The sequence below is a fragment of the Mycobacterium sp. E2327 genome, assembly GCF_001672675.1.
GTDB lineage: Bacteria > Actinomycetota > Actinomycetes > Mycobacteriales > Mycobacteriaceae > Mycobacterium.
Map to the genome: position 1 here is coordinate 1 of NZ_LZKE01000009.1, position 4,268 is coordinate 4,268.

The window sequence follows — 4,268 nt, forward strand, 5'->3', positions numbered from 1 at the left end:
CCCACATCTCGAACCTGCGCCGGCTGCTGCGCGACGCCGGGGCCGACCCGTACCAGGTGCTGGCGAGCGCCCCGCCGGGATACCAGCTCAGCGTCGCCGACGCCGACTGCGACCTGGGGCGCTTCATGGCCGCGAAGCTCGCGGGAAACCAGGCCGCCGCGGCGGGGCGCTTCGAGGACGCCAGCCGGCAGTTCTCACTGGCGCTGGGCGAGTGGCGCGGGCCGGTGCTCGACGACCTGCGCGACTACGCCTTCGTCGACGCCTTCGCCACCGCGCTGATGGAAGAAAACGTGGCCACCCACACCGCCCGCGCGGAGGCCGAGATCGCCTGCGGACGCGCCGGCGAGGTCATCGGCGAGCTGGAGGCGCTCACCGCCGAACATCCCTACCGCGAACCGCTGTGGGCGCAGCTCATCACCGCCTACTACGTCACCGAGCGCCAGTCCGACGCGCTCGGCGCCTACCGTCGGCTGAAGACGGCCCTCGCCGAGGGGCTCGGCATCGACCCCGGCCGCACCGTGAGCGCGCTGCACGAGCGGATCCTGCGGCAGGAGCCGTTGGGTTTGCGGCGGGCCGACCTGACCACCCACAAGCGCGGCGCCTACCGGCAGGAGCCCACGACCGCCAGCATCCAGCTCGCGGAATCCGCCCTTGCCCGGCTGATCGACCAGACCGGGCGGGCTCACCCGCTGACCGGCGCGACCACGAGGATCGGGCGCTTCACCGACAACGACGTCGTCCTCGACGACACCGACGTCAGCCGCCACCACGCCGTCATCACCGACATCGGAACGGGTTTCATGATGACCGACCTGCGGTCCACCAACGGGGTGGAGGTGCAGGGCCAGCGCATCCGTGGCAGCGCTCCCCTGGCCAACGGCGACCGCATCCGCATCGGCGGTCACGAGTTCACCTTCGAAGTCGGCCCGGGCTGACGGTCGGCTACCGGCGCAGCCGGTGGGCCAGCGTGTCCCGGCCGGGGCCCTCGAGGTCGGCGAGCGCCGCGGGGCGCCCGGTCATCGCCATGAGTAACGCCTCCCCGGGGCCGCTGACCTCGGGTCCGTTGCCGTGTGTCCAGTCGACGTCGGTGGCGCGCAGGCGCAGCCCCCGGATCCGGCGCCCCGCCCCGAGCCGGGGGTTACCGGGCACCAGCCCGAGCACCCGCTGCAGCCGATCGGCGGGGACGGTGCGGGGCCGGCCGAGCGAGCGGCGGATGTCCTGGTGGTGGACCGTGCCGTCGACGAGCGCGATCATTCCGCCGAAACCGGCTGTCAGGCCGCGGGGTTCGAGATGGCCACGGAGGAATGCGAGCAGCTGCTCGGGGCTCAGCCCGGAGAACTCGTCGACGCCGACCTGGTTGGCCCGCACGACCCAGCCCTTCGCGAACCGCTTCAGCAGCCCCGCGGCGCCCAGCTCCTCGTAGCTGATGACATGCGCGACAACGTCTTTCACGCTCCATTTCGTGCACAGGCTGGGCGCCGCCCAGTCCGGTGGAGCGAGGGTGGACAGGAAGTCGGCGAGGTCGGCGCGCTCGGCGTGCGCCATGGTCATCAGGGTGGTCGTCATCGATGCGCCTCGACGCTGAGCAGGCGGCCGTAGCGGTCCAGGTACAACGGCCAGCCGGCGTCGCCGTCGACGCCGTCGGCGACGGACTCCCAACCCGGGCCGTGCCGGTCGAGGTGGCGGTGTTCAAGCTCGACGCGCGTGCGGTCGGCGGACTCGGCGGTGAATCGGACCTCGACCTCGCTGGTCTTGGCCGGATCGGACTCCACCTGCCAGGTCGGGCCGATGTCCCAGCTGAACGTCACCCGATGCGGCGGCTCGTAGGCGAGGATGCGCGCCCATCGGCAGACGCTGCCGTCGACGCCGCGGTCGAAGATGTGCCCGCCCACGCGGGGCTCGAAGACGGTCTCGGCGATCGGGACGGCGAGCAGGTTGTGGTCGCGGGGCTTGAAGTCGCCGAACCGTTCGGTGAAGACGGCGAACGCGCGCTCGATCGGGGCGTTGACGACGACGTGGTGCGCGACGTTGGGTGTTCGGGTCATGACGGTTCCCCCTCGCTTTCATCGATGGTTTTCGCGTAGGCCGCCAGCGCCTGGGACCAGAACCGGTCGAGGTCGGCGCGCAGCGCCTCGAGACCGGTCGGGTCGAGGTGGTAGACGCGACGCGTTCCCGCGGCGCGGTCGCGGACCAGGCCCGCGGACTTGAGGACCTTCAGGTGCTGAGAAACGGCGGGCCTGCTGACGGGCAGGTCGCGGGCCAATTCGCCGACCGCCGCCGGGCCGTGCGCAAGGCGTTCCACGATGGAGCGCCGTGTTCCGTCGGCCAGCGCCAGCCAGGCGTCACCGTCGCCGACGGCTCGGTAAGTGGCCACGAACCGTAAGTCTAGGCTTACCGATAGGGCGCCGGCAAGGGCGCGTATCGCTAGGTGCGGCGCAGCGGCGCCGGGTTCCACAGGCCGCTGCGCGTCGCGATTCCGAGCTGCAGCTGGGCGGGCTGGGCGTCGGGATAGAAGGGCGTCAACCGTTGCAGCGAGCCCCAGTCGCGCGACCAGTCGTCCTTCAGATAGGTCGCCATCGTGGTCGCCTTCACCAGCAATTCGGTGACGCCCAACGGGCCGCCGCCGTTGTTGTCCATCACCGGTGAGTTGGCCTCGGCGCCGAAGCGGTCGGGCAGGATGCGCCACTTCGGCGTCTCGTCGACGCCGTTTTGGTGGCCGAACGGGCGCTGACACGGAAACGCCAGGCCGACAAGCCAATCCAGGAACACCGGGTCCTTGGACCCGACGACGTCCTGCAGCGTGCGCAGCTGCGGAATCCGCGGGGGCGTCAGCGCGATCCAGTGCTGCGGCGCCAGGTCTTCGTCATCGGCGACCAGGCGGATCTGGGTGGCGGCGCCCGGGATGGCCGACAGCGGCAGCCGCAGGTTGCGCCAGGCGGGGGAGGCGCCGACGTCCGACAACTGGAACGAGCCACCGGGGTGCCCGCCGGCCGCTTCGTCGTCGGTGGCCCACTGCACCTGGACCTCGCGGGGGTCGAAGCGGCCCGCCGCGCTGACCACCAGCAGCGGTCGCGCCTTGTCGCGGGCGGGCAGCCGGTACCAGCCCGAGCGCAGGTGGGCCGGAACCTGGATGCCCGCGCGCCAGCTGCCGAGGACCGGGGTGCGGGCCGGGTCGAGGCTATAGGGCAGCTGGGCGACCGAACCGTTGATCCCGGGTGCCGGGTTGGTGCCGCCCTCGGTGCCGGGCTCGGCGCCGGTGGTCGACCTGTCCTCGTTGATGAAGCTGCGGTCACCGGGACGTTCCATCACCGGGTCGGCGCGCACGTCGGCGGGAATGCCGTTGGGGGTGAAGGCCTCCGAGAGGCCCGCGCCCAGCGCGTCGGCGGCAGGGCCGGTAACCGGCGTCAGCATGCCGGCGTTGGGGTCCGGCTCGACGAGCACATCCTCGGCCAGCCCGCAGGACTTTCCAGTCAGCGCCTCGAGGTTGGAGCGACCGACCGACCACGCCGGGTACTGGTCCGTCATCGCCAGCGTCAGAGATGCGACCTCGAACGCCACCAGGATCCACGCCGCAATTGCCAAGGGGGACTGGACGATTCCGGCCACCCGTGCGCCGTAGCGGGTCCTGGGTGGCCCGTTATCCGGGTTGACGAAGTGAAACCACGAGGCCAGCAGCAGCACCAACAGCGTCAGCCCGAGCAGGGCCGTGGCGAAGGCGTAGTGCCACGCGGGGAACGAATTCGACCACGGCACACCGAAGTTCGACACGTACCACCAGCCGTTGACGCTGGCGAACGACAGTGCCAGCAGGAACACCACGACGGCGGCGTAGACGGTGCGGTTGCGCCGGGACCGCATGGCGACGGAGGTCACGGCGACCGCGGCTAGCGCGCCCAGCGGCCCGGCCAGCCCGGCGAACACCCCGAAGTGGTGGGTCCATTTGGTGGGGGTGAACATCATCGCGACGAACGAGATGATGGTGATCCCGCCGATGCGGCGGCTCGGCCCGGCGGCCGTGCCGGGAATCCGGCCCTTGCGCAACGACATTGCGACCGTGATCGCCAGCGCCAACACCAGAGCCAGCACTGCGAATCGGCGGGCGACCGACCCGTCGGGGCTGGCCATGAACAGCCGCTCGTAGCGGAGGTGTTCGTCGAACCAGCTCAGGCTGGGTCCGAGCGCGCGCTTGAGCGCGGTCGCCTGCATTTCGCCGGCCAGGGTCTGGTCACGGAAAATCAGGATCACGGTGACCGTGGCGGCGGCCAGCA

5 protein-coding genes are annotated in these 4,268 nt (G+C 71.3%); 1 reads left to right on the forward strand and 4 read right to left on the reverse strand.

The window, feature by feature from the left end:
- A partial coding sequence (locus A5712_RS01205; RefSeq protein ID WP_068100360.1) for a BTAD domain-containing putative transcriptional regulator occupies positions 1-935 on the forward strand: 935 nt, incomplete at its 5' end.
- A gap of 7 nt (positions 936-942) precedes the next feature.
- On the opposite strand, the gene A5712_RS01210 is transcribed toward A5712_RS01205, so the two are convergent.
- The 4 genes from A5712_RS01210 to A5712_RS01225 all read right to left on the reverse strand — a co-directional run.
- A complete protein-coding gene (locus A5712_RS01210) occupies positions 943-1,566 on the reverse strand; it encodes a maleylpyruvate isomerase family mycothiol-dependent enzyme (protein WP_068100362.1) in 624 nt (207 codons plus the stop codon).
- The gene (locus tag A5712_RS01215) at positions 1,563-2,045 is read right to left on the reverse strand and encodes an SRPBCC family protein (RefSeq protein WP_068100364.1); all 483 of its coding nucleotides are present in this window, start codon (positions 2,043-2,045) and stop codon (positions 1,563-1,565) included. Before A5712_RS01215 ends, A5712_RS01210 begins: the two co-directional genes overlap by 4 nt.
- A complete protein-coding gene (locus A5712_RS01220) occupies positions 2,042-2,374 on the reverse strand; it encodes a helix-turn-helix transcriptional regulator (protein WP_068100367.1) in 333 nt (110 codons plus the stop codon). Before A5712_RS01220 ends, A5712_RS01215 begins: the two co-directional genes overlap by 4 nt.
- A 50-nt stretch (positions 2,375-2,424) precedes the next feature.
- Positions 2,425-4,268, reverse strand: a 1,844-nt coding sequence (locus tag A5712_RS01225; RefSeq protein WP_197519268.1) for an arabinosyltransferase C-terminal domain-containing protein, incomplete at its 5' end; no start/stop codon positions are given.

Coding starts and splice junctions, on each gene's coding strand:
- A5712_RS01215 (WP_068100364.1), bottom strand. CDS start 2,045: ATGACCCGAACACCCAACGTCGCGCACCACGTCGTCGTCAACGCCCCG.
- A5712_RS01210 (WP_068100362.1), bottom strand. CDS start 1,566: ATGACGACCACCCTGATGACCATGGCGCACGCCGAGCGCGCCGACCTC.